Raw genomic sequence first — 23,505 nt, 5'->3', positions numbered from 1 at the left:
GGTATTGATAATCAACACTTTGTTTTTTTTAATTATTCCATTGTTCCTGCAAGATTAAGGTTTTTGAAGATTTTGTTTGTTATTTTTTTAATGTTTGAATTGCCGTCTATTATATTTGAAGTTTAATCTATTTAATTCTCAGTTAATTATTGCGGGTATGAGATGGACAACTGGGTATTGTAAGTTGATTGCTATTTGGGGTGTCGAAATAAGAACATTTGTAGTCGATTATAATAAAAACATAAATAATATCTGCGATCAATGAATCGGAGAGTCTAGGAGCAAAAGGATGTGTGGAAGACTAAACGTTATTGATGACCCCTTAGCTCAACAGGTGTTTGAGCAGTTAAAGATTCGCTTTACACCAAGTTCACTTGCTGAGGTTTGTCCGGGGCAAAATATTTCTGCTATTGCTAACGTAGAAGGGAAACTCGATCAGCGCAATGGTATCTGGGGCTTAAAACCAGAATGGGCGAACCGGCTCCTTATCAATGCTAAGGTTGAAGGTGTTGAGAGTAAGAGCACGTTTAAGGATGGATATGCAAATGTTCGAATCGCCATTCCATGCAGTGGTTGGTATGAGTGGCAACTCTGCGATGATAGCAAAGTGAAGTACCTATTTCGCGACCATAGCAATAATACCCTGTACATGGCCGCAATAGGTTTGAAAAATAGTCGATTGGTGACGTTAACGACTCAGCCAAATCTTCAGTGCTCCCCATACCACCATCGCATGCCACTTCTCTTACATGCGAACCAAGTCGAATCGTGGATATTAGGAAATCGTAGAGAGGCGGATAATTTGCTATCTACCGTTTGGAATGAACCATTAGACATTGTGAAATGCTAAGGTTTTAGTACTTATCTTAACGTTAAAGATTGATATCTTTAGCTACTGTGAATACTATTCCCAACCTCAAAACAGATTATGGAGAAGCGTTTTGGTAACGTTAACCCCGCTAACCTCAGATTATTCCGAGCAAGTAGCTAAACTCGAAGTGCATGACGATCAGTTGCCTTATGTAGGTACAATTAATGAAATCCTCGCTGTTGTGAACAATGATGTTCACCCGCACTTGATTTTGTCAGGCGGTGAAGTCGTCGGCTTTTTCCTTATTGATACCACTTACTGGTGCAATTATTCCTTCTGCGACGGTGAATCACTTGGACTAAGAGCCTTTTTTATAGACAAAAGAGCACAAGGTCGTGGGTTGGGCAAAGCGGCCGTCAAGTCTTTAGCTCAATATCTATCTCGGCAATACAGTGGCTTTGAGAAAATCTATCTCACTGTAAACTGCAAAAATCCCGCTGCATATTCTGCTTATTTGAAGGCGGGATTTAACGATACGGAAGAACTCTATCGCGGTGGGCCCGCCGGTCCACAGCATATTATGCTGTTGGGCTTGTCAGCGTAGGCTGGCTATCAACACGTTAAAATTATTGAAATATCAATAACAAATATAGTGTTGGTTTTATCAAAATTTCACCCCCATTCGCTGATTTCACTGCTACCTTGTTTAGAGATAACTAAAATAATGCAGCGTTTCGGCTAGGGGGTATTCCTTATGATTAAGGACAAACTTAATACGGTCTCGATTGCAACACGGGCTTGGATCATTTTGGCTCTGTTTGCAATTGGCTTGTTTGCCAATGCATTTTTAGATGCATATAAAACTCGCCAACATATGAGAGAAAATTTCGAAAGAGGGGTAGAAGTGTTAGTTGAGAGTGCTCACGGCATTGTTAGCTACTACCACCAAGAATTCTTAAACGGAAAATTGACAGAAGAGCAAGCCAAGGCAATGGCCATCGACTCTGTTAACGCCATGCGGTTTGATAACGGTAACTATGTATTTATTGGTGACAAAGACGGAATTCAACTCGCGTCTGGTGTCAAATCACTGATCGGCACCAATATCAAGCCTTTAAAAGATATGGATGGCTTTATGTTTGTAGAAGCCCTCTATGATATTGCCAATAAAGGTGGCGGATTTGTCGACTACCGATTTAAAAATCCCGATAGTGGAGAAGGCGCCCCAAAAACGAGTTACGCCAGAGGGTTTGCGCCTTGGCAATGGATGATCGGAAGCGGTATGAACATGGAAGCGCTTCAGGACTCTATTGAGCGTTCCGAGCTGATATCGATGGCAAACGCTACGATGATCCTCGTGGTACTTTCACTGTTTATCGGCTTCTTTATTAAGACTATTACGTCTCCCCTTAAGCGCACGGTAAGAGCGATGCAGGACCTCTCTAAAGGCGAGGGCGACTTGACTCAGCGTCTTAACGAAGAGGGAGGAAAGGAGCTGGTCGATCTTGCTAAATACTTCAATCAGTTCTTGGCGTCCATTCAGCAAATCATGCTAAGTATCAGTGCGGCTGGTAACCAAGTGGCGACTTCTTCTTCGCAGCTAACAACATCGGTTGAACATATCGATGTAAACCTAGAAAGGCAGCAAAATGATGTCGACATGCTGGCAACCGCCATGACGGAAATGCTTGCGACAGTCGAAGAAGTTGCGGGTAGAACGGTTGAGGCAAACGATGCCAGTCGACAAGCGGCATCGGAAACCCAAACCAGTCGCGATATCGTCGACCGCAACGTTGCTCAGTCAAATGAGTTGGCGGAGCGAATTGGTGAAGCGAGTGGCGAAGTGCAAAAGCTATATGACGACGCCAAAAACGTGGACACGGTGCTTGAGGTGATTCGCGGCGTTGCAGAACAGACCAATCTTCTGGCGCTCAATGCTGCGATAGAAGCCGCACGAGCAGGAGAGCAGGGACGAGGTTTTGCCGTTGTGGCAGATGAAGTTCGTACATTGTCTCAACGAACTCAGGAGTCAACCCTAGAAATCCAAACCATTATTGAAAAACTGCAACACGGTGCGAGCAGTGTGGTGAAAGTGATGGAGCAAGGTTCGAGTACCGCTAACGATGCTTCTGAGCTATCAAGTCAGGCTGGTGATGCCCTGAACAAGATCAATAAAGAAGTCCACACCATTGAAGAGATGAATCAGCACATTGCAACGGCTGCAGAAGAGCAAACTGTCACGGTGAATGATATCAACCGCAACGTGGTTAGCCTTCGCGATATGACGGCGTCGGTCTCTGAAGAGTCTAATCAAATGGCTCAAGCGAGCCGGGAGCTTAACCAAGTTTCAGAAACTTTAATGGGAATGATTAATCGCTTTAAGCTAGGTTAATAGTCTACATATCCCCAAGGCTTGTCGCCTAAGGGGGATATGTTAGAATCGCGGCAAATTTTCACTTTGCCTATTTATTTCCTGAGCTATGCGACACCTTAAAACTACTACGCATCCAGATGTCGAACATTTGGATCAAGCGACTATTCTGAAAAGACTTGCTACACGCGCCATTGTCGTTGATGGCGAAGACATTCTTTTACTCTTTACCGAGCGTTATCACGACTATTCACTTCCCGGTGGCGGTTTAGACGAGGGTGAAGACATTATTGCTGGGCTTGTTCGCGAGCTGGAAGAGGAAACTGGGGCAAAGAATATTCACGGTATTAAACCTTTTGGGTTGTTCGAGGAGTTTCGTCCTTGGTACAAAAACGATGCGAACGTGATGCACATGATCTCTTACTGTTATTCGTGCAAGATTGACCGCGAGCTAGGTGAGACGGCTTATGAAGATTACGAAGTGAAAAACGGTATGAAGCCCGTTTGGATTAATATTCACGATGCTATCGCACACAATGAAAAAACCATTGCAGAAAGTGATAAAAAGGGTATGAGTATCGAAAGAGAAACCTATCTTCTTCATTTGATAGCAAAAGAAATGTTATAAGCTGAACTCCTTTCTGAATCCAGTGGATCGTTTCCTGCTCGGATAAGGCCTGAACTGGATACTGATGCGATTTCTTCTATACTTATCCAAGTGATTGAATTGTTAATAGATTAAAAATTATTACTTGGGTCTAAGGAAGGATCGCATTATGGGGAAGTTACTCCGGTTTGCCTGCGCACCAGCAATACTGATTTATACTGTTACGTCACATGCTGCCGTTATCGAAACCACTTCGCTTTCCGGCTTTGGAAGCGCGAAATACGCAGATAATTTCTCCCATTTTGATTACGTCAATCCCAATGCTCCCAAGTACGGAAAAATAACCTACGGTCAAATCGGCACATTTGACAACTTTAATCGCTATGCCTCACGTGGGGTGGCCGCTGCAGCAACTGGTGAGCTGTACGATAGCTTAATGTTTAAACCCAGTGACGAAATTGATACCTACTACCCCTTAATTGCTGAAAAAATCCGTTATTCGGATGACTTTACTTGGCTGGAAATCGACATTAATCCAAATGCCCGTTTTCACGACGGAATGCCGATCACCGCCCATGATGTGGCATTTACTTTTGATAAGTTTATGACTGAAGGTGTCAGCCAATATCGAGTTTATTATGGCGATATCAAATCAGTAACGGCTGTTAATGATCGGACTGCACGCATTGATATGAAAGTGCCCAACCGAGAGAAGTTGTTTAGTTTCGCTCAGAGCTCACGGATTTTGCCTAAGCACTTTTGGCAAGACAAAAATTTCTCTGAGCCACTGTCGACGCCCCCTGTAGGAAGTGGCCCTTATAAGATAGCCGACTTTAAGTCAGGGCAGAGTGTGACCTATCAGTTGGTCGAAAATTACTGGGCAGCGGATTTGCCAGTGAGTGTTGGTCGAAACAACTTTAAGCAAGTTCAATATGACTACTATCGAGACGATACGGTTATGTTAGAAGCCTTTAAGGCCGGGGAGTTCGATTTCCGCCTAGAAAATTCAGCTAAGTTTTGGGCGAATTCATACACTGGGGTTAATTTCGACAACGGGTTTATTCAAAAGGAAGAAATTGCCCACCAAAAACCGGAAAACACTCAGGGCTTCGTTTTTAACATCCAAACACCAACCTTTAGTGACGTTCGCGTAAGAGAAGCGTTGACCTACGCAATGGACTTCGAGTGGATGAATCGCAATATGTTTTTTGGCCAATACTCGCGAACACGAAGTTACTTTCAAAACACAGAATATGAGGCAATGGGAACGCCGGATGGGGCAGAGCTAAAGATTTTGGAACCTTTTAAAAGCCAGATCTGATCGGGTTTTTACCGAAGAGTTTCAGCCTCCAGTGACGGATGGCAGCGGGCGAATTCGCAGTCAAATGAGAATCGCATTTGCTCTGCTAAAAGAAGCGGGTTGGGAGCTTAAAAACAAAGTGATGACCAATGTCGAAACGGGTGAACCAATGAGCTTTGAGTTGTTGATTTATAGTCCAACAACCGAACGCATGGCTATTCCCGTTCAGAAGAATTTAAAGCGTATGGGCATTGAGATGCGTATACGCAGTGTAGACACTACGCAATACATCAAAAGACTTCGCGACCGAGATTTTGATATGGTCTCGTCCGCCTATACTAATCTAGGTTATCCAAGCCCTAACTTATTGATTATGTGGCATTCGGGCTATATCGATTCTTCCTATAATCGAGCGGGGGTTAATGACAAGGTGGTCGATTCTTTGACTGAGCAGATTGCGCAATCTCAGCAAGACTCTGAGCAATTACTCGCACTGGGTAAAGCGTTAGACAGAGTGTTGCAATGGAATTTCTACTTGATCCCACAATGGTATCTAAGCAGTTATCGCGTGGCGATGTGGGACAAGTTTGAACGCCCAGAAACGATGCCCAAATATGACTTAGGTGTTGACACTTGGTGGATTTCAAAAGAAAAAGCCGCCAAGCTGCCTGAGAAAAGGCGTTAGTGGGAGGCATCATGGCCGCGTACATTTTCCGCCGATTACTTTTAGTTATTCCCACTTTGTGGGCAATTATTACGATTAATTTTTTTATTATTCAAATTGCTCCGGGAGGTCCGGTCGAGCAGGCCATTGCTCAAATGGAAGGTCATACTTCAGGCATAATGGAGCGATTTGCTGGCGGTGGTACTGAAGTTGACACGTCCGCAAGTTCACAAGAGGTAGGAACGACAGGTTACAAAGGCTCTAGAGGACTTGACCCTGAAGTCGTAGAAGCGATAAAAAAACAGTTTGGTTTTGATAAGCCACTTCACGAACGGTATTTTGAAATGCTGATCAATTACGCCAGCTTTGATTTTGGTGAGAGCCTGTTTAGAGGTGGTAACGTTATCGATCTGATAGTTGAGCGACTGCCGGTGTCTATCTCTCTTGGGTTGTGGAGTACACTCATCATCTACTTGATTTCGATACCTCTAGGCATCATGAAAGCGATACATCACGGGAGTAGATTTGATATTTGGTCCAGTGCGGTCGTCATCATTGGGTACGCAATTCCGGGGTTCTTGTTCGCCATCATTTTGATCATCTTTTTTGCTAGTGGAAACTACTTTAGCTGGTTTCCGTTGCGAGGTTTGTTCTCAGCAAACTTTGACCAAATGACTTGGTATCAGCAAGTTATTGACTATTTTTGGCATTTGGCACTACCCACGTTGGCAATGGTCATTGGTGGCTTTGCAACGCTCAGTATGTTGACAAAAAACTCGTTTCTCGATGAAATCAACAAGCAATATGTTGTGACCGCTCGCGCGAAAGGCTTAGATGAAAACGCCATTCTATATCGCCACGTGTTCCGCAACGCCATGTTGATCATCATCGCTGGCTTTCCCAGCGCCTTTATCAGTATCTTCTTTACTGGCTCAATGTTAATTGAAGTTATGTTTTCACTCGAAGGGATAGGATTGCTCGGCTTTGAATCAACCATACAAAGAGACTATCCCGTAGTGTTTAGTTCGCTCTACATCATGACATTGTTAGGTTTGTTGCTGAGTATTGTTTCGGATCTGACCTATACATGGGTAGATCCGAGAATTGATTTTGAGGCGCGATGATGAAAAAACTAACGCGCTATAAAAACCCTCTCAATCAAGCTCGTTGGCAACGATTTCGCAGCAACCGACGTGGTTGGTGGTCGTTATGGATATTTATGACCTTGTTTGTGATTAGCTTGTTTGCGGAGTTAATTGCTAACGACAAGCCGCTACTGGTGATATACGGAGAAAAGTGGCACTACCCAATATTTATCCAATATGCAGAAACAGAATTTGGCGGGGAGTTTGAAACAGAAGCTGATTTTACTGACCCCTATGTTATTGATCTGATCGAAGAGAGGGGCAGCATCGTTTGGCCTGTTGTGCGCTTTCGTTATGACACGATTAACTTCAACATCACTGGAGCCGTTCCATCGCCACCAGATGGCGAAAACTGGCTAGGAACGGATGACAAAGGGCGAGATGTGCTTTCTCGCATTATATACGGATTTCGGATATCGGTTTTGTTTGGTTTTGTTCTTACCTTGGTTTCGAGTGTTATCGGGGTTGCGGTTGGGGCAACACAGGGATACTACGGTGGGTGGTTTGATTTATTTGGCCAAAGGTTTATTGAAGTGTGGTCGGGTATGCCGACTCTGTTTCTTTTGATCATCCTATCAAGTTTTGTCGAACCCAACTTTTGGTGGCTGCTAGGGATTATGGTCTTGTTCAGTTGGATGAGTTTGGTTGGGATTGTGCGGGCTGAGTTTTTGCGTTGTCGGAACTTTGATTATGTCAGGGCCGCCCAAGCTATGGGTGTAAATGACCGCCGAATTATGCTTCGCCATATGCTTCCCAACGCTATGGTTGCTTCATTGACTATGATGCCATTTATTCTATCCGGCTCGGTGACGACTTTGACTTCTCTGGATTTCCTTGGCTTTGGTTTACCCGTTGGCTCACCGTCTCTTGGCGAGCTACTAGCGCAAGGTAAAGCCAACTTACAAGCTCCGTGGTTAGGTATTTCGGCGTTCCTAGTGCTGTCATTAATGCTTACTTTACTTGTTTTTATCGGGGAAGCGGTTAGGGATGCCTTCGATCCACACCAGCAGGGGCAACATTGATGAGTACGAGTCTAATCAAGGTCAACGGCTTATCCGTCGGTTTTAAGCGCGGTGATAGAACAATACCTGTCACTCATGACGTTAGCTTTGAGATTAAGAGCGGTCAAACTCTGGCGCTGGTGGGGGAAAGTGGCTCTGGAAAGTCGGTAACCGCCAATGCGATCTTGCGCTTACTCCCCCAAAACTCAGCGCGCTACCTTAGTGGCGAAATTGCCTACGGTGGTGAAAACTTGCTTGAGAGCACCGAGAGAAGGTTAAGAGGGATCCGTGGTGGTCATATTGGCATGATATTCCAAGAGCCTATGGTTTCATTAAACCCGCTTCATCGAATAGGCAAACAGTTGGTTGAAACCGTCGGCATTCATCGAGGTGTTAGAGCAACCAAAGCGAGAGACTTGGCTATTGAGTGGCTCAACAAGGTGGGAATTCGTTCTCCTGAACTAAAAATTGATGCTTATCCGCACGAGTTATCTGGGGGAGAACGGCAGAGAGTGATGATCGCTATGGCGCTTATCAATGAGCCAGAGATTTTGATAGCCGATGAACCCACCACGGCGCTGGACGTTTCGGTTCAGGCACAAATTCTCGATTTGTTAAAAAGCCTGCAAGCGGAACTAGGGATGGGGATGCTGTTTATTACTCACGATCTCAGTATTGTCCGTCGGATTGCCGATGAAGTCGCCGTAATGCAAAACGGTGAACTCATTGAATCTGGCTTATGTGACGACGTTTTTACCCGCCCTAAGCACCCCTATACTAAGCTGTTAATCGATTCAGATCCCAAAGGAGAACCGGTCCCAGCTTTGAATGAGCCGTATACCTTACTCTCAGTGAAGCAACTTCGAGTATGGTTTCCTATCACTGGTGGTCTTTTTCGCAGGGTCGTTTCTCATATTAAAGCCGTGACAAATATGGAGTTTAACTTGTTGCGGGGTCAGTCTATTGGTCTTGTGGGAGAAAGCGGTTCGGGTAAGTCGACCACGGGAATGGCCGTGTTGAGGCTGGTCTCTTCTGAAGGGTCAATTCAATACCTTGGCGAAGAGATACAGGGGCTTGACCGAAAAGAGATGTTGCCATATCGCAGTAAGATGCAGGTGGTTTTCCAAGACCCGTTTTCGGCGTTAAATCCGCGTATGTCAGTGGCACAGGTGATAGGTGAAGGCCTTATGGTCCATCACGACTTTGATCAAGAAACGGTCGACAGACTCATCGTTGAAGCGATGGAAGAAGTAGGGTTGGATCCCGACTCTCGCTTTCGGTACCCAAATGAGTTCTCTGGCGGGCAAAGACAGCGCATCGCAATCGCACGGGCATTGATACTCAAACCGGAGTTTATATTATTAGACGAACCCACTTCGTCGTTGGACAGAACCGTACAAGCACAAGTATTAGAATTGCTTAAAGAGTTACAAGAGAAATATCACCTTACTTACTTGTTTATTAGCCATGACTTAAACGTTGTGAAGTCGCTTTGTCATTACACGATTGTCATGAAGCAAGGTGAAATTGTTGAACAGGGTGAAACCGCTAAGCTGTTTAGCCATCCCACCCATGAATATACTCGGACCTTGGTAAACCTCTCATCTAGCTAAATGTCTTATGAGTCATTGCTCGCTGTATATACCGCGATGCTAGGTTTGGTCCACAGTTGTATTAGGCGCTGTGATAAATCGACTTCTGAGATATGAGCCGCGTGAAACGAGGCAAGCTCTAAAATTTCAGTTGTAGGAAGATAGACTTGCCCCAGCCTTATTGCTTCTACAAGCATGTCGGCTTGATTGCTGGTAAACAGTGACATATCGCCAAACGTGCTTGTCTTAAGTCTCTGTTTTGTTGCTTGGACGACGGTGTAATATTCATCGGCACTGACACTCATTGCGCTGACTCGATCAATATCTGCCTCGATCTTATCCTTAAGGGTTTGCAATGCTTGATTGGAATCTGCTGTCAAAGTAATTGAGAGTAGTGCTCTGTCACTTGTAAGATAACGGGTTTGCAGAGAAACCGCTTCGCCGTGTTCAAAACTCATCAAGTTAGCCAAGCGTTTAACCATTAACTCTGCCGCCATTTGGTCTAGTAGATTGTCTCTTCTCAAGGCTTTGCTGTCAGTATCCATAGTGATTTGCTTAAGCACGGAAATCTGTAGCCGGTATGGAGCGTCATTTTGATCCGCTACCGCGGCTTCACTAGCGAGTGAATACTCTGGTTGCATGGTTACCATTGGAGTACTGCGACGCCAAGATGCAAAGCGCATCTTAATGTCATCAGTAACAGAGCGGGTGTGAATGTCACCCACGACAATTAGGCTTGATTGATTGGCAGTAAAATAGGAGTGAAAGACTTGGTTAAAGTCTTGTGACGTTACTGTCTCTAATCGCTCTAACTTTGGCAAAAACTGAGTAATGGCTTGAGGATAATCTAGGCCTTCGACTTTAACCTGACTCGACGCTTGTGCGGCTAAGCTAAGTTTTTCGCTGGCTGCGGCAATCAATGTGTTGTTATCGAGTTGAACTAAACGATCGCTTTTGGTCAGCTTGTCAGACAGCAGCGCAAGTTGATCAAATAGCTCATGCTTATTCCTATCATCTAGATTCAGTGTAAAAACGGTTTGGTCTAAATGCTGTTCAACACTCCATTGTGTGTCGTTAGCTATTGATAGCGCAACCCATGTTGTAGCGAGCTTTTGCTGCGCATTTAAAGGATTTGCGTATCGAATACTCAGCCGTGCGGCAATCTGGTTTGGGTGGCGCTTTAGCGGTAATAAAACAAGGCGTAAGCCATTGTTTAACTGAGAAACTTTTGTTGGTTTTGGTAGTTGTAGATCCGTCGCGTCAAACCAGTAACCAGAATTGCTTTTTGCACTTGCGGTACTGATCAGCAAGCTAAATATAATCAAAGGTAAGACGAATAAACGTTTAGTAGACATTACGGGATCTCCAACTAGTGCATAAGGCTGCGCAAGCTCCCAGATGTGGGAACACTGCCCATTTGGATATCCATATCAGTTACCGACGTCCCTACGATATATGTCGGGGATGGGGATTTTGTATATTTACTAGTTATGTGTCAAGAATTTGTAATCAAACAATTCAAAAATATGACACTTTAATCAAAACATGATCTGTACAAACTGTAATAAGACTCTAATTTTATTGAACAAGTCCGAGCAACCTAAGATTTCATTTTTATTATTGGCATATGCAATATTGGCAAATATATTTGATGAACGCTATTGTTGGCCGGAGTGACTATGATGTACGCCATACCATGCACAAATGGTTGTGTTTCAAACCATTTTTCACGTGCAGATGAAATAACGGTGCTGGACGAGGAAGGGAAGGTCTTAGCTGGCTTGCCCTTTGTGGAAAATGGAAAAAACACCCAATGGAATTGGATTCTAGAGCAGTACGATATAGATGCAGTTGTGGTACGTAGTATTGGCAGAAAAATGCTGGATAACCTGTTTAGTCGAAAGATAAAGGTGTTATCCGTTGAAGGGAAAGTCGCCATCGAACACCTTGACGTTACACTGCTGAAAGAAGTTGAAAACCTCGCTTATGCCAAACAATCACGACGTCCAAATAGGTGCGATTTATAAGACTATCCCAAGTAGTCTAAACGTTGAACAATAGGCAATAAGCTAGACGTATGGAGTTGGGGCTTGTGTTAGCAATAGTGCGAGAAAAAACACAACCCCAGAGATGCTGTTAAAGCTTTTGTATGAATAGCGCTTGGCCTTTAACAATACTGGTGGCGACTTTGAGTCTTGCCGTTTTAACAATGTTGCCAAAGGTTTGTCTGGAAACCTGCATCTGTTTGGCGGCTTCGACTTGGCTCATTCCATCTTGGTCGCACAATCGCAAGGCTTCTAGCTCGTCTCGCAAAAGTTCTATTTGATCAAGCTCACCCATCGGAATGCCATTGGGCTTAAAGCATGAGTATTTAGTTTGTGTGCAAAGTCTACGAGGTTTTTTCGGTCGTGCCATTTTCGTTCCAAACAAGAATAAGGGATTTTATGACTATTGAGGTTCCAGTCCACCACAAAAAGTGCAAGGTATGCAGCCAAGCATTTTTCTCGGATACACCAATCCACTTTAAGGCCATATCTAGCCGAGAAATAACGGCTGAGATTGTACCAACAAGTCGCGTTGAGGGATACGATGGGATAATGCAGGGTGGGCTGATCACCGCCCTCCACGATAGCGCCATGTTGCACTGTTTGTTCCATAACAGCGTCTATGGGGCAGTGACGGTGAGTTTATCTTCTCGTTTCCACAAGTCGGTTCATATTGGGTTGACGGTCCAAGTTCGGGCTGAGTTGCTAAAAATTAGACGCAATGTGTACTACTTGCAAAGTCAGATATTCCAATCTGGAAAGGTGTGCTCTTCGGCAACGAGTCAGTTTATGGTGTAGTGCTCAACCTTCATTTTTGTTCTCCTGAAGAAAAATGAATGGTTTTAGGCCGCCTCTTTATCTAAGCCAAATACAAGGTTTCTACCAGACTTTTTGGCTTGATATAAAAACTCATCTGCTTTTTTCAGAGCTTTTGTCAGGGTGGAAGAGACGCATACATACCCACCGGAGATGGTTACACTTGGGGCATGGGTAAGCCGCTCAGTGTCAGTTCGAATACGGTTAAAAATTGCTTGTGCACTGTTTTCACTATGGGTTTTGACTAACACTACAAATTCTTCGCCGCCAATTCTAAACGCATAATCTGAAACCCGAATTCGACTTTTTATTATGTTTGCTACTCGCTTGATAACTTGGTCGCCCACATCGTGTCCATATTTGTCGTTTACGGATTTAAAGTGGTCTATGTCAAAAATAGCGACGTAGTAGTCTTTTCCGACGACTTGTTGTTTTTCAATTTTCTGCAAATAATGGCGATTGTGTAAACCGGACAAAGCATCGATATAGCTGATTTTGCTAAGCTCTTTCTTTTCGCTATGCAGTTTGTATAGGTAATAAGAGCCGCCAATAAAAAGGGCGAATAACAGTAGGATGCCGTAGAAGTATTGAGGGATAATTTCACCGCTATCAAGGACCATAATAATATAATGAGTTTGGTTGTTGAGGGTTTCTATTCGTCTAAATACGAACCCTTTGCCCTGATCTTCTAATAAACCACTTAACCTTTTTGCGCGCTTCAACTCGGTGAAGATAGTCGGGTAATGGGCTGAGAGGTTGTGATTGACCTCAATACCTTTCACTGAGCTACTATAGATATAACCATCTTGCCCAATCAGCAGAACTTTATCGCGTTTTGTTTCGGTAAACGCTTTTATGCGTATATCAATAATTAAAAAGCCAAGGAGCTGCTCACTTTTGTAGACGGGGGCTAACTCGGTGAGCAATCCGTATTCGGGGCGATAAAAGGAGTAAATTTTGTGCCGGTTTACATTGTCTTGGTAAAACTGCTTAGCTCGCTCTAAAACTTCGCGGTGCTTTAAATCATTTTGCTTTTTGCTGATGGAGACCAGACTGATGTCTTCGACTAGAGATTGCTGCTGCTTAATAGATTGAACAAGGTCATTAAAGAGAGCGGGGTGTTTAAAAGAGTTTTCTACCAACTGAGATTGACTAAATGACAAATAGCTACTGATTAGCGATTGCCTCATATGAAGGTTTTCAACAATAGATTGTAGTTGAAAGCTGAGTTCACGCTCTTTTGCTGACTTGATGAAGCCTAGAGGAGTGTTCACGATAAATATCACCGCCAGTGTGATCATCAGGCAGCGCAACTCAATATTGGGACCAGAACGGACAGAACGTGAGTAGTAAAGCGTCATTTAACCGTATGTGTTGAGCTATAAATGGAACATTGTATGGAGCAAGATCAACAATAGCTTTACATTGAGGTTAAGGTTTTATGACATATGGTAGGTATATGAGTATTGTCACACTTGAGTGTATTGGCTTGCACTGGCAATGGTGAGTGGCTTAGAAAACCAGTAACCTTGTAGGTAAGATACGCCCATTTCGGTGAATTTTCGCTGCATATCGGCACTTTCAATACCTTCAATAACAATATCGACAGAGTGCTCTTTACACAGTTGAGTGATGAACTTTAGGTATTCATAAGTGGTTGGATTGTCGACAGAGCGCCATGCAATAGACTTGTCTACTTTGATTTGATTGAGTGGTAAGTCAAAAAAGCTGTTTAACGAACTGTACCCAGAGCCAAAGTCATCCAATGACAATCTAAACCCGTATTCGCTGAGTTTCTTAAGTTGGCTTTGCGCACTTTTATTTCCATCCAAAATGATGGTTTCTGTCAACTCCAATACGATGGAATTGGTGTCAATACCGTGCTGCTCAGCGACACTTTTAACGGTATCAGGGAACTTCAAATTAAGTAGCTGCAATACCGAGACATTAACATTAACTCGTATTTGCTTGTTATGTGTCTTTTGGTAACGCTGAATAAACTGACAAGCTTTGTCGTAGACAAAGTAACCCAGTTCGATAATAAGGCCCTTTTTCTCTGCGACGGCAATAAATTCATCTGGGTAAATTTCCCCAATCTCCGCGCTTTTCCAACGAACCAAGCTTCAAAACTCGCTACTTGATTACTTTGAGCGCAGATAATCGGTTGGAATTTAACACTCAACTGTTCGTTTTTGATTGCCTTGTTCAGTTCGCGTTCAATAAAGAAGAACCTATCCACCATGGCCTTTGTTCTTCCGCTGTAGACCGCGATACCTGCACGATTTTTCTCGCCGGCGTATTGGCAAGTACGCGAGGCGATTTTAATGACCTCATCGGTAGGCATATCGAGGTCGAAAGTCGGATATACCCCAACACTAATATCAGTACCATACATAAAGCCATTCGACTCGATGGACTGCTTATAGTTTTTCAGTATTCGTTCACCGAGAACCATTAGCTGTGACGCTAAGTAATCTCCTTTGACTAGGATGATAAAGTCATCGGAACGCACGCGATAAATGTCGACAAAATTGTCTGGCAGCGTGTGCAGGGCGTCGATAAGCAGATTGACGAGGTTACTTAATATCTGCGGTCCATAAAGATTTAGATAGGACTTGATATCGTCAATCTGCAAGTAGATTAAAGAGTAGGCATCGTGCTCAGTTTGGCGAATGTCGGCAATGTCGAGAGCAAATTTGTTAGAGTTGGAAAGACCTGAAATATCATCGTGGAAAGCAGATTGCTGGATATAGGTCTCCATCAATTTACTGTCGGAGATATCACGGTGACAACCAATTAAAAAGTGTCGGCCATTTTTGATTCGGACGATGGCGGTGCCTTCTATCCAAATATACTGTCCGTCACTGCGCTTTACTCGGTATTGAGTAGAGAGCTTTGCATCGTCTTGTTGAAAGTGCCACTCGACACGAGATTCCAACATGTGCCTATCGATAGGATGCACGAGACTGAGCCAGTCTGACATTTTGGAAAAACCAGACTCAATATTGAACTGTTTATAGAAGCTTGGATTGTAGAAGAAAATTTCGTCGTCATCAGACATATAAAACAGTCCGTCGCTTAACACGTCGAACATATGTTTAAACTGATTATCCATTAACTCGTCTAGTTCGGCGCCGCTCAAAGACTCCAATGGTTTTGGAATCGCTTTGTCGACCTCGCACGGTGACACTAACTTAATGTTAGGTCTGGATAGTAGTCGCTGATTACTGTGTGACATTAACGTAGATGTACCTAATCCAATTATAGCGTTTGCTGTTCTGTTTGGTTCGCTAAATTTCTTTCTGAATTAATAACTTCCATGAACTTATACTTTCTACATGAAAATTTTATGAAGCTCCATAGCTAGAGGTACTCTTCGTCTGTCTATTGTCCATTTGTTCATGATTGTTCACAAAAACGGATGATTTATTGGCGTTTTTCTAAAGTAATTTGAGCTCTGTAAAACCTGTCTGACTATCAATCTCTCGCGAAAAGTGAAGTTGATCAAGCTTTGCGATGATGAGCTCTGCAGTTGTATCAATAACGGCGCCGTCGAGTAAATGTCCACCAATGACTTTTCCCTCACCATCGGCGACGCTAATGTGAATGTGCTGGTGGTCGGGTGTTAAGGTTCCCACCACGGAAACAATCTCAAATGAGGAGTGCAAGAAAAGGGTTTGAGAAGCGCCAGCAAGTCTGAGGTTGATAGAAGACAGAGAGCCGACGCAAGATAAAATAGTTCCCGCTTTTACTCGGTTGTCATCGACCAATTTCTTGATCGATTGCTTTAAATCGGAACCACGATGAAGTCGAATAGCAATTGGTGTGATCATGACGCTCGCCCTTTTAGTAAAATTAAAAGTGTTTCGAATGCCATTTCTAAGTCTTTTAAGCGTTTGGCTTTCGCCAGTACTCGCATCCCTTGCATATGGTTAACGATCAGTATTGCCAACGCATCTGGCGTAGCGGTGTCAGTAACTTTTTTACATTGCTGAGCTTTGCTTAACGCTTTTGTAAAAAGCAGGGTTAGGTGGTCAAAGAGCTGACCGCCCGCTTGTAGTACTTGGTCATCTTTACCTGCGTGTTCGACTAGGGCGTTCTGCATAAAACAGCCGTATGCGTCTTTTTTTTGAATTGAGACAAAACCTTCTAGGAACGCCAAGAGTTCGTCCCAACCTGCATCGCTTTTAGTCAGTAGGTCTAACTTAGGCATTGAAATTTTGGTGAGATACGCGTTTAACGCTTCGTAATAAAGCTGCTGTTTATCGCCAAAACTGTGATAAAGGCTGAAGCGATTGATTTGCATTTCGTCCACGAGATCGGAAATCGCCGTATTGGCATAACCCTTACGCCAAAAGAGCTGCATCGCTACCATTAATTTTTCTTGTCTATCAAAGCTCGCTTTTCGTCCCATTAGATTCTCAATTTTTACTTGACTGAACGTTTAGTTATTCTCTATTTTAATCTAAACGATCGGTTAGATAAAGGAAGAAACAATGAAATTATACGAAACGGCAATGACACCGAGTTGTAAACGAGTGTCTCTATTTTTGAAAGAGATAGGTGCAGAGGTGGAACGAGTAGAACTCAACGTGCGCTCGGGTGATAACCTAAAGGATGAATTCACTGCGAAATCGGTTAATGCAAGGTGCCGGTTCTGGAGTTTGAAGATGGTAGAAGTCTTTGTGAAAGCGTGGCAATTTGTCGCTACTTTGATGAAATTACGCCAAATGAGAAACACCTTTTTGGGCGAGATGCGGTTGAAAAAGCCCAAGTCGAAATGTGGCATCGCGTAGTGGAGTTTCAAGGACTTTATACGGCATTTCAATCATTTAGAAATACTACCGGTATCTACTCAGACAGGGAGACTTGTGTTAAAGCATGGGGTGAAGAGTCAAAGATTCGCGTTGAACAGTTTTTGCCGACACTCAACACTAGGCTAGAGAACTCGAAGTACGTGGCGAGTGAGCAATTTACGATTGTCGATATTACCGCCTTTATCTTTATTAATTTTTGTACAAAGGCGCTGGAAATTGCGGTGCTAGAAAGCTATCCGGCGATTGCCAAGTGGTTTGACTCTGTATCTCAACGTTCCGCTTTTCAATAATCTAAGTCAGCAACGATATGTCCTCTCGCCCTTGCGATATTAAAGCTCGATAGGGCGAGTCTGGCTAGGCTTTAATTAATCACAAAAATAGATACTTAATTTGCATTCGATACTTGTTTTTATTCTGATGATATTAAATCTTTTTCCCTCACACTGGCCGACACTATGAATAATGAAGTTGATTACAATTTGCTGGGCGTATTACCACTGCTTTATCAGCATAGGAAGTTAAAGCCAGTCGCAAAAGCATTAGGAAAAACAGAAAGTGCAGTGAGTAAGCAACTAACTAAATTACGCGAGCAGTTGGGGGATCCGTTGTTTGTACGCGGGAAATCTCACTATGAACCAACAGAGTGGCTAGAAGCCAATCTGCATAGAATCGCTGAGGGAGTGTCACTATTAGACTCGGTGACCAGCTTTCAAAGCTTTGACCCGAAGGAATATGACAAATGGGTAGTTATTTCTATGCCCAGTATCGCCTACTATTTTAAAGGTAAAGCGGTGTTGTTTGAACTGATGAAACGTTTACCTAAAGCCAAGATCAAGTTGGCAGCTTGGTCTCCTTCAACGGACCAAGACATAGTTAATGGTAAAATCGATATGGCGATCAACTATTTTGACCCCAGCTTAGATCAACGCGTTCATCAATTGCATTTAGGTAAATTTCGCCCAAGTCTAATTACGTCGCAAAGAAATTCACATCTCGATGCCTTTGAGCGACTAAAACTTCCCATGGTTACCCTGACGGTTTTAGGTTGGTCAGAAGACACCGAAAGAGTAAGGTATCGAATGATAGACGCTGGTTACGAACCCAACATTATTGCCACGGTGGAAAATTTCACACTGCTAAAAGAGTTACATCAAGAGCTGGATTGCGTCACTTATGTCCCTTTTACCCTCAATAGTATTTCTGGAATATCGGCTACTGTACTTCCCGATGAGCTAGGTGCGGATTTTTCCCCCAGTATAGTGGTTAAATACAAAAAGGAGTTCCACGGCAGTCCATTGCACCAACTGTTGTATGAGGTTATCGATCGGCAATTGAGTGTGAAACATCGTTCAACTGCCCAAAGGTATTCACTAACTCTATAATTGATCGAACATTGTGTTTTTTTAAGATACGAGACTTATAGGTACTGACGGTTTTTGAGCTTAGACAAAGCATTGCTGCAATGTCTTTATTGCTGTGACCATTAACTAGATAGTTAAACACAACGGTTTCTCTTTTAGACAGTTGGATGGGTTTATGCGAGTTGGAACAACGTTTGAACACGGTGTACCCGTGCATGACGTTTACAATACCTTCGCGAATTATATTGGTCGGCTCTGATTTCTCAATATATCCGTCAACATCCAGTCTTTGCGCCATTTCAGTGAACATCGGGTGTTGACTGCTGGATAAAAACAGTATTTTACCTCGATAACCAAAGGCTTTAGCGCGTCTCACTAGATCAAATCCATCAGACTCAATGAGGTTTACATCTAGGATTAGTAAACTCACGCTGTGATTCTTAATAATGTGCATCACTTCATTAGCATTCTGGCTAGGCAGTACCTCGGAGTAGGGAAGCACTTGATTGATAATCTGGGTGAGCGCTTCTCTAACGAGAGGCTGAGCATCGGCTACTACAATACGTTTAACTGGCATTTTAGACTCGCTTTGAATTTTCTATTTCTTAAGGCTATGTATTGAATCTAATTGATTAATCGATGATTGCTTGGAAAGGTGTGTTGCCAGATTGGAAAGGCTAACGAGTAAGGTATTCAGCGACGATCTGCTCAATGCGACCTTCGTTGATCATGGTTGTGAGGGCATTGTTGAACTGGTTTACGAAGTCTTCTTTGTACGGATAGCTTTGTTCGTTTTGATTGGTAAAGCCCAAATAACCATACTCGCTACTCACTGTTGCAGTGAGTATTAACTCAGACGATGCACTGATATCACCGCGATTAACTAAGTCACTCAATGCCCATAAAATGGAAAGTCTGTCATTGATATAGCAGTCAATTTCTTGCTGATATAGGCGCATGATGTTTTTGTGGTGGCCTTTAACGATCGATAGAGACACTTCTTTTTTATCCACCGCGGACCAAAAGGCTTCACCCCCTAAAGAGAAGCCTTCATTAAGACCAAACTTCAATTGATAGAAATCATTCGGCCAACGAGTAGTCCGTCGGCCCCGTACAGAGTCAGGGTGACAATAAACGACGACTTCTTCTTTTAAAATAGGCTTGGAATAGGGAGAGATAAAAGGACGCTGATGTTGGTAAAAATAGGGTGGGTATAAGGCGAAACCTCTCCCTGTTTCCAGCAGCTTTAATCCGCGTTTCCAAGGCACTGGTTGCAGTATCACGCGATACTCGGGCATCTTGTTAAAAGTTTCTCGCAAGATATCGGCGTAAATACCTTTGGCCACGCCGTTTTGCTCATAGCTGTATGGGGGATAGTCATCATCGGCATAGATGGTAACCATTGTTTGTGAGTAACATGAAAAGGCTAACCCCAGAAATAGTAATATCAACAGACCAGTAGGCTTCACTCGTACTTCCTTTTGCTCGCTTGTTATAACTTTAGTTTATTTATTTGACTCTAGCCGCTAGACTCTCTGGTAATTTGAACATGATCGGATAGATGTAGTGCAAGACGACGAGCAAGAGATAGAAATTGAAGCGATTGGGATAGAAGTGTCTAGCCAACCGATTGAGTTGTACAAGGTTTTTAAAATCGCCAACTTGGTGAGTGGGGGAGGCGAGGCCAAACACGTTATCTCTGAAGGTTACGTTGCGGTCAACGGTGAACTTGAAACGCGTAAGCGACGAAAGATGTATGATGGCGACTTTTTTGAGTTTAACCAAGAGTATTATGTCGTGGTCTGCGATGTACCAGTAGAGGAAGTGGTTAAGCCAGTTAAAAGTAAGCCCAAAGCAGAGCAGGCCGCTAAAAAAGACAAACCGCCACAGGAAGAAAAACCCCTAGAGCCGCAGGAAAACAAGAAGTCCTCAGGGCGTTCTTCGATCGATTTCTTTTAATCAAACCAGTGCCTAATCAAGATGGTAAGCAACGCTGTTTGCCATCTTATTCCCTTCAAATTCATCGTTTCAACTCGATAAAGCCTGAGTTGTTTTTCTGTATGATAAAACTATTTTGCTGTTTTTTATGAAAATTTACTGATGACATTAGGTTGAATCTAAATGATAATGCATAGCATTTTAATTATAGGGTAAATCCAATGAAAAAAGCAGCCTCAGTTATTCTTAGTGCTTTAGCAACATTCAGTGCTCACGCTGATTGGGTTGAAGTTGAACACTTGAAAGGTGTAACCAAAGTCGAAACGCAACCAGAACGCGTGGTTGTTATTGGTATGGGTGCACTAGATACAGTACACAGCTTTGGTATCGATCCGGTCGCTATCGCTAAAGTTAGCCTTTATCCTGAATACCTTGCTAAGTATCGCGATGGCGATTACGTAACTGTAGGTAGCCTGTTCGAACCTGATTTCGAAACCATCTTTACCCAGAAACCCGATCTGATCATTGTTGGTTCTCGTGGCGCCGCCAAGTACAACGAGTTATCAGAAATCGCACCAACAATTGTTTTTGCGGCTGACGACAAAAAAGGGTATTGGGAAAGTACTCAGGAACAATGGCGCAACCTTGGTAAAGTGTTTGATAAAAACGACTTTGTTGAGAAGAAGATCAGCGAGCTTGATGATAAGTTCCAAGCTATTCGCGATTACAACCAGTCAAACAACGTTGATGCACTAACGGTAATGAGCTCGGGCGGCAACGTAACGACTTTTGGTTCGCAATCAAGATTCTCTGCCATTTATAAAGACTTTGGCTTTCTAGAAACAGTGGAAGGCATCAAAGAGAGCCGCCACGGTGATTTGATCTCTTACGAGTTTATTCGAGAAGCGAACCCTAGTACTTTGCTGATCATTGACCGCGACAAGTTAGTAAACAAAGGAAAAAGCAAAACAAGAGAGTCGTTTGAAAACGATCTGGTTCAAGCGACCAACGCATACAAAAACAAACATATGGCTTTCTTAGATATCAACGCTTGGTATCTGTCTATTTCTGGTTTACAAGCGACTGAGCAAATGATTCAAGACATCGAAAGCTCAATCGGCTTGAACTAAGCAGAGAGCGCATAGCAGAGGTTAGCTTTGAAGAAGTTATTGCTTGTACTCTTAGTACTTTGCATTGCCTCAGTGTTTGTCGGGGTCGGGCAACTCGACCCCAAAGCGCTGTTGGAAGGTGATGAACAAGCGTGGCACCTACTCGTTACCAGTCGACTGCCTAGACTCCTCGCCATATTGCTCGCAGGGGGAGGATTGAGCATTGCTGGTCTTATTATGCAGCAAATCAGTCAAAACCGCTTTGCGGCTCCTTCGACATCGGGGACCATCGACAGCGCCATGCTAGGGTATGTCATCAGTTTGGTCATCTTTGGTGATGGCGAACAGATTTGGTTGATTTTCTTGGTGGCGATGTTGGGTACTTTGATATTCGTTACTTTTATCAATCGTATTCAGTTTAAGAATGCTATCTATGTGCCACTTATCGGTATTATCTTTGGTAATGTGATTGAGTCACTGGCGACGTTCATAGCCTATCGATACGACGCCATTCAAAATATGTCTGGTTGGGCGGTCGCCAACTTTGGCAACTTGTTACAGGGTGACTACGAGTTACTTTACATCGCGCTTCCCGTGTCCATTTTTAGTTACCTCTACGCGACTCGTATTTCTGCGGTCGGGTTGGGTAAAGACTTTGCCGTTAACTTAGGCCTTAACTATCAACAGGTCGTTGTTATTGGTGTGCTTTTAGTCTCCGTAATGTCTGCTTCGGTAGTTATGATTGTCGGGCTACTGCCGTTCCTTGGTTTAATCGTCCCCAACTTAGTCAGCCACTATTTTGGCGATAACCTCAAACGCAACATTCCGCTGACCGCGATTGTCGGCGCGATGATGGTGCTGATATGTGACGTGATAGGACGACTGATAATCTTCCCTTATGAAATTCCGATTTCGATGATCATTAGTGTTGTCGGCGGTGTTCTCTTCTTGTTCTTTATCCTAAGAGGAGAGAGACATGCGAGATAGAACTAAACTGTTCGGCCTTGCGCTGATTGCACTTTTGTTTATGGCGCTTTTCATTGGCATTGGATTAAATGCTGATAACTATCAGTACTTTTTGTCGCGGCGCGTACCAAAAGTCTTGGCAATGGTACTAGCTGGTATTGCTCTTGCTCAGGCAACGTTGACCTTTCAAACGATCACGGATAATCGAATACTCACGCCGAGTATAATGGGCTTTGATAGCCTGTATCTTTTGACTCAAGTATTGGTCGTTGCCGCATCGGGAAGTATGGGATACTTCACGGTCAACGAGTACGCTAACTTTGCACTTTCTCTAACCGTAATGGTTGGGTTTTCAGTTGTTTTGTTTAGTTTTTACTTTAAAGGTGAGCGGCTGAACTTAATGATGCTGTTATTACTCGGCGTTATTTTGGGCCAACTCTTCGGCAACTTGTCGTCCTTCTTTATTATGATGATGGACCCCAACGAGTTCGCATCAGTACAGGAAAATATGTTTGCTAGCTTTAACAACGTAAAGGTTGAGTTAGTCTATATCTGTGGCCCTGTATTGGCGCTGGTTACTCTGCTTCTTTACAAGCAGCACCGAACTCTAGACGTTTTTTGGCTCGGTAAAGACAACGCAATGGGACTCGGTGTTAACGTAAAAGCCGTTAGCATGCGAGTACTTGTTTTGACTGCGATATTGGTGTCGATTTCTACCGCACTTATTGGCCCGATTATGTTCTTTGGTTTTTTGGTGTGTAACTTGACCAGGGAAATGTTTAATACCTACGAGCATAAAACATTACTTCTAGCAAGCTCACTACTATCAGTGGCAGCCTTGCTTAGCGGGCAGTGGATTATTGAAAATGCCTTTGGTTTTTCAACCACCTTAAGTGTGGTGATTAACTTTATTGGCGGCATCTATTTCTTATCGCTGCTTCTTAGAAACAAAATTAGTTAAT

At 43.4% G+C, this 23,505-nt stretch carries 21 protein-coding genes and 3 pseudogenes; 16 read left to right on the top strand and 8 right to left on the bottom strand.

Features of this window, described 5'->3' with window-relative positions; translation table 11 throughout:
• The first annotated feature begins 289 nt into the window (after positions 1-289).
• From BLO31_RS12645 to BLO31_RS12610, 8 genes and pseudogenes are all read left to right on the top strand, one after another.
• A complete protein-coding gene (locus BLO31_RS12645; RefSeq protein ID WP_070967008.1) occupies positions 290-850 on the top strand; it encodes an SOS response-associated peptidase family protein in 561 nt (186 codons plus the stop codon).
• 91 nt (positions 851-941) lie between these two features.
• Entirely contained in the window at positions 942-1,415 is a 474-nt protein-coding gene (locus BLO31_RS12640; RefSeq protein WP_070967005.1) for a GNAT family N-acetyltransferase, read from the top strand.
• A gap of 150 nt (positions 1,416-1,565) precedes the next feature.
• The gene (locus BLO31_RS12635; protein WP_070967001.1) at positions 1,566-3,203 is read left to right on the top strand and encodes a methyl-accepting chemotaxis protein; all 1,638 of its coding nucleotides are present in this window, start codon (positions 1,566-1,568) and stop codon (positions 3,201-3,203) included.
• Positions 3,204-3,291: 88 nt separating this feature from the next.
• Positions 3,292-3,810 (top strand): NUDIX hydrolase, encoded by a 519-nt coding sequence (locus tag BLO31_RS12630; RefSeq protein ID WP_070966997.1) that lies wholly within the window; start codon positions 3,292-3,294, stop codon positions 3,808-3,810.
• Between the two features lie 148 nt (positions 3,811-3,958).
• A pseudogene (locus BLO31_RS12625) lies at positions 3,959-5,774 on the top strand (extracellular solute-binding protein).
• Positions 5,775-5,785: 11 nt separating this feature from the next.
• A complete protein-coding gene (locus BLO31_RS12620; protein ID WP_070966994.1) occupies positions 5,786-6,877 on the top strand; it encodes a microcin C ABC transporter permease YejB in 1,092 nt (363 codons plus the stop codon).
• Positions 6,877-7,920 (top strand): ABC transporter permease, encoded by a 1,044-nt coding sequence (locus tag BLO31_RS12615; protein ID WP_175443218.1) that lies wholly within the window; start codon positions 6,877-6,879, stop codon positions 7,918-7,920. The genes BLO31_RS12620 and BLO31_RS12615 overlap by 1 nt, the downstream gene beginning before the upstream one ends.
• Positions 7,920-9,512: an ABC transporter ATP-binding protein gene (locus BLO31_RS12610; protein ID WP_070966988.1), complete on the top strand. Its 1,593-nt coding sequence runs from the start codon at positions 7,920-7,922 to the stop codon at positions 9,510-9,512. Before BLO31_RS12615 ends, BLO31_RS12610 begins: the two co-directional genes overlap by 1 nt.
• 5 nt (positions 9,513-9,517) lie before the next feature.
• On the opposite strand, the gene BLO31_RS12605 is transcribed toward BLO31_RS12610, so the two are convergent.
• The gene (locus tag BLO31_RS12605) at positions 9,518-10,846 is read right to left on the bottom strand and encodes an insulinase family protein (protein ID WP_070966985.1); all 1,329 of its coding nucleotides are present in this window, start codon (positions 10,844-10,846) and stop codon (positions 9,518-9,520) included.
• A gap of 324 nt (positions 10,847-11,170) precedes the next feature.
• Between BLO31_RS12605 and BLO31_RS12600 the strand changes: the two genes are divergently transcribed.
• The gene (locus BLO31_RS12600; protein ID WP_070966982.1) at positions 11,171-11,518 is read left to right on the top strand and encodes a NifB/NifX family molybdenum-iron cluster-binding protein; all 348 of its coding nucleotides are present in this window, start codon (positions 11,171-11,173) and stop codon (positions 11,516-11,518) included.
• Positions 11,519-11,627: 109 nt separating this feature from the next.
• Here BLO31_RS12600 and BLO31_RS12595 read toward each other — a convergent pair whose 3' ends face one another.
• Positions 11,628-11,906, bottom strand: coding sequence for a DUF134 domain-containing protein (locus BLO31_RS12595; RefSeq protein WP_070966978.1), 279 nt, complete (start codon positions 11,904-11,906; stop codon positions 11,628-11,630).
• A gap of 29 nt (positions 11,907-11,935) precedes the next feature.
• On the opposite strand from BLO31_RS12595, the gene BLO31_RS12590 reads away from it, so the two are divergent.
• Positions 11,936-12,334 carry a PaaI family thioesterase gene (locus BLO31_RS12590; RefSeq protein ID WP_070966975.1) on the top strand — a complete coding sequence of 133 codons (399 nt, stop codon included), beginning with the start codon at positions 11,936-11,938 and terminating at the stop codon, positions 12,332-12,334.
• 44 nt (positions 12,335-12,378) lie between these two features.
• On the opposite strand, the gene BLO31_RS12585 is transcribed toward BLO31_RS12590, so the two are convergent.
• From BLO31_RS12585 to BLO31_RS12570, 4 genes and pseudogenes are all read right to left on the bottom strand, one after another.
• Entirely contained in the window at positions 12,379-13,713 is a 1,335-nt protein-coding gene (locus BLO31_RS12585; protein ID WP_070966972.1) for a GGDEF domain-containing protein, read from the bottom strand.
• Between the two features lie 108 nt (positions 13,714-13,821).
• Positions 13,822-15,590 (bottom strand): annotated as a pseudogene (locus tag BLO31_RS25200) (EAL domain-containing protein).
• 202 nt (positions 15,591-15,792) lie between these two features.
• Positions 15,793-16,185 carry a PPC domain-containing DNA-binding protein gene (locus tag BLO31_RS12575; RefSeq protein ID WP_070966969.1) on the bottom strand — a complete coding sequence of 131 codons (393 nt, stop codon included), beginning with the start codon at positions 16,183-16,185 and terminating at the stop codon, positions 15,793-15,795.
• Positions 16,182-16,766: a TetR/AcrR family transcriptional regulator gene (locus BLO31_RS12570; protein ID WP_070966966.1), complete on the bottom strand. Its 585-nt coding sequence runs from the start codon at positions 16,764-16,766 to the stop codon at positions 16,182-16,184. Before BLO31_RS12570 ends, BLO31_RS12575 begins: the two co-directional genes overlap by 4 nt.
• An 82-nt stretch (positions 16,767-16,848) precedes the next feature.
• Between BLO31_RS12570 and BLO31_RS12565 the strand changes: the two are divergent.
• Both BLO31_RS12565 and BLO31_RS12560 read left to right on the top strand, forming a co-directional pair.
• Positions 16,849-17,459 (top strand): annotated as a pseudogene (locus BLO31_RS12565) (glutathione S-transferase N-terminal domain-containing protein).
• Between the two features lie 165 nt (positions 17,460-17,624).
• On the top strand, positions 17,625-18,551 hold the full coding sequence (locus BLO31_RS12560) for a LysR family transcriptional regulator (protein WP_070966961.1): 927 nt from the start codon (positions 17,625-17,627) through the stop codon (positions 18,549-18,551).
• Here the strand turns inward: BLO31_RS12560 and BLO31_RS12555 are convergent.
• Both BLO31_RS12555 and BLO31_RS12550 read right to left on the bottom strand, forming a co-directional pair.
• A complete protein-coding gene (locus BLO31_RS12555; protein WP_070966957.1) occupies positions 18,487-19,107 on the bottom strand; it encodes a response regulator transcription factor in 621 nt (206 codons plus the stop codon). The two genes, BLO31_RS12560 and BLO31_RS12555, sit on opposite strands and share 65 nt — an antisense overlap.
• 100 nt (positions 19,108-19,207) lie before the next feature.
• Positions 19,208-19,999 carry a substrate-binding periplasmic protein gene (locus tag BLO31_RS12550; RefSeq protein ID WP_245688493.1) on the bottom strand — a complete coding sequence of 264 codons (792 nt, stop codon included), beginning with the start codon at positions 19,997-19,999 and terminating at the stop codon, positions 19,208-19,210.
• Between the two features lie 88 nt (positions 20,000-20,087).
• On the opposite strand from BLO31_RS12550, the gene BLO31_RS12545 reads away from it, so the two are divergent.
• From BLO31_RS12545 to BLO31_RS12530, 4 genes are all read left to right on the top strand, one after another.
• The gene (locus BLO31_RS12545; RefSeq protein WP_070966954.1) at positions 20,088-20,489 is read left to right on the top strand and encodes an RNA-binding S4 domain-containing protein; all 402 of its coding nucleotides are present in this window, start codon (positions 20,088-20,090) and stop codon (positions 20,487-20,489) included.
• 200 nt (positions 20,490-20,689) lie between these two features.
• Positions 20,690-21,598: a siderophore ABC transporter substrate-binding protein gene (locus BLO31_RS12540; RefSeq protein WP_070966951.1), complete on the top strand. Its 909-nt coding sequence runs from the start codon at positions 20,690-20,692 to the stop codon at positions 21,596-21,598.
• A 27-nt stretch (positions 21,599-21,625) separates the two neighbouring features.
• Positions 21,626-22,564, top strand: a complete 939-nt coding sequence (gene vctD / locus BLO31_RS12535) for an iron chelate uptake ABC transporter permease subunit VctD (RefSeq protein WP_070966948.1) — start codon at positions 21,626-21,628, stop codon at positions 22,562-22,564.
• On the top strand, positions 22,554-23,504 hold the full coding sequence (locus BLO31_RS12530; RefSeq protein ID WP_070966945.1) for an iron chelate uptake ABC transporter family permease subunit: 951 nt from the start codon (positions 22,554-22,556) through the stop codon (positions 23,502-23,504). The genes vctD and BLO31_RS12530 overlap by 11 nt, the downstream gene beginning before the upstream one ends.
• Position 23,505 lies beyond the last annotated feature (1 nt).

The sequence above is a fragment of the Vibrio sonorensis genome (assembly GCF_001854765.1).
Lineage (GTDB): Bacteria > Pseudomonadota > Gammaproteobacteria > Enterobacterales > Vibrionaceae > Vibrio > Vibrio sonorensis.
The sequence above is the reverse complement of the archived record's forward strand: the minus strand, read 5'-3'. Positions and strand labels throughout refer to the sequence as shown.

Coding starts and splice junctions, on each gene's coding strand:
- BLO31_RS12530 (WP_070966945.1), top strand. CDS start 22,554: ATGCGAGATAGAACTAAACTGTTCGGCCTTGCGCTGATTGCACTTTTG.
- BLO31_RS12540 (WP_070966951.1), top strand. CDS start 20,690: ATGAAAAAAGCAGCCTCAGTTATTCTTAGTGCTTTAGCAACATTCAGT.
- BLO31_RS12585 (WP_070966972.1), bottom strand. CDS start 13,713: ATGACGCTTTACTACTCACGTTCTGTCCGTTCTGGTCCCAATATTGAG.
- BLO31_RS12575 (WP_070966969.1), bottom strand. CDS start 16,185: ATGATCACACCAATTGCTATTCGACTTCATCGTGGTTCCGATTTAAAG.
- BLO31_RS12610 (WP_070966988.1), top strand. CDS start 7,920: ATGAGTACGAGTCTAATCAAGGTCAACGGCTTATCCGTCGGTTTTAAG.
- BLO31_RS12630 (WP_070966997.1), top strand. CDS start 3,292: ATGCGACACCTTAAAACTACTACGCATCCAGATGTCGAACATTTGGAT.
- BLO31_RS12595 (WP_070966978.1), bottom strand. CDS start 11,906: ATGGCACGACCGAAAAAACCTCGTAGACTTTGCACACAAACTAAATAC.
- BLO31_RS12570 (WP_070966966.1), bottom strand. CDS start 16,766: ATGGGACGAAAAGCGAGCTTTGATAGACAAGAAAAATTAATGGTAGCG.
- BLO31_RS12635 (WP_070967001.1), top strand. CDS start 1,566: ATGATTAAGGACAAACTTAATACGGTCTCGATTGCAACACGGGCTTGG.
- BLO31_RS12600 (WP_070966982.1), top strand. CDS start 11,171: ATGATGTACGCCATACCATGCACAAATGGTTGTGTTTCAAACCATTTT.
- BLO31_RS12560 (WP_070966961.1), top strand. CDS start 17,625: ATGAATAATGAAGTTGATTACAATTTGCTGGGCGTATTACCACTGCTT.
- BLO31_RS12645 (WP_070967008.1), top strand. CDS start 290: ATGTGTGGAAGACTAAACGTTATTGATGACCCCTTAGCTCAACAGGTG.
- BLO31_RS12620 (WP_070966994.1), top strand. CDS start 5,786: ATGGCCGCGTACATTTTCCGCCGATTACTTTTAGTTATTCCCACTTTG.
- BLO31_RS12615 (WP_175443218.1), top strand. CDS start 6,877: ATGAAAAAACTAACGCGCTATAAAAACCCTCTCAATCAAGCTCGTTGG.
- BLO31_RS12590 (WP_070966975.1), top strand. CDS start 11,936: ATGACTATTGAGGTTCCAGTCCACCACAAAAAGTGCAAGGTATGCAGC.
- BLO31_RS12555 (WP_070966957.1), bottom strand. CDS start 19,107: ATGCCAGTTAAACGTATTGTAGTAGCCGATGCTCAGCCTCTCGTTAGA.
- BLO31_RS12605 (WP_070966985.1), bottom strand. CDS start 10,846: ATGTCTACTAAACGTTTATTCGTCTTACCTTTGATTATATTTAGCTTG.